The 227-nt window shown below is 63.0% G+C and carries 1 protein-coding gene; it reads left to right on the top strand.

The features are described 5' to 3' along the window. Window positions 1-227: mechanosensitive ion channel domain-containing protein (locus tag HMPREF0072_RS11785; protein ID WP_004831237.1), on the top strand; the 227-nt coding region annotated here is incomplete at both ends.

Below are 227 nucleotides of genomic sequence, written 5' to 3' on the forward strand. Positions count from 1 at the left end.
TTCGGCAATCTGATCGCTGGCCTGCAGATCGCAGTGACGCAGCCGATCCGGCTGGACGATGTGGTGATCGTTGAAGGTGAGTGGGGACGCATCGAGGAGATCGGCAGCAGCTACGTGGTGGTGCGCATCTGGGACGAGCGGCGGATGGTGGTGCCGTTGACCTGGTTCATCGAGAACCCGTTCCAGAACTGGACGCGGCGCAGTGCCGATCTGCTCGGCACGGCCTT

The organism is Anaerococcus lactolyticus ATCC 51172, from assembly GCF_000156575.1.
GTDB lineage: Bacteria > Bacillota > Clostridia > Tissierellales > Peptoniphilaceae > Anaerococcus > Anaerococcus lactolyticus.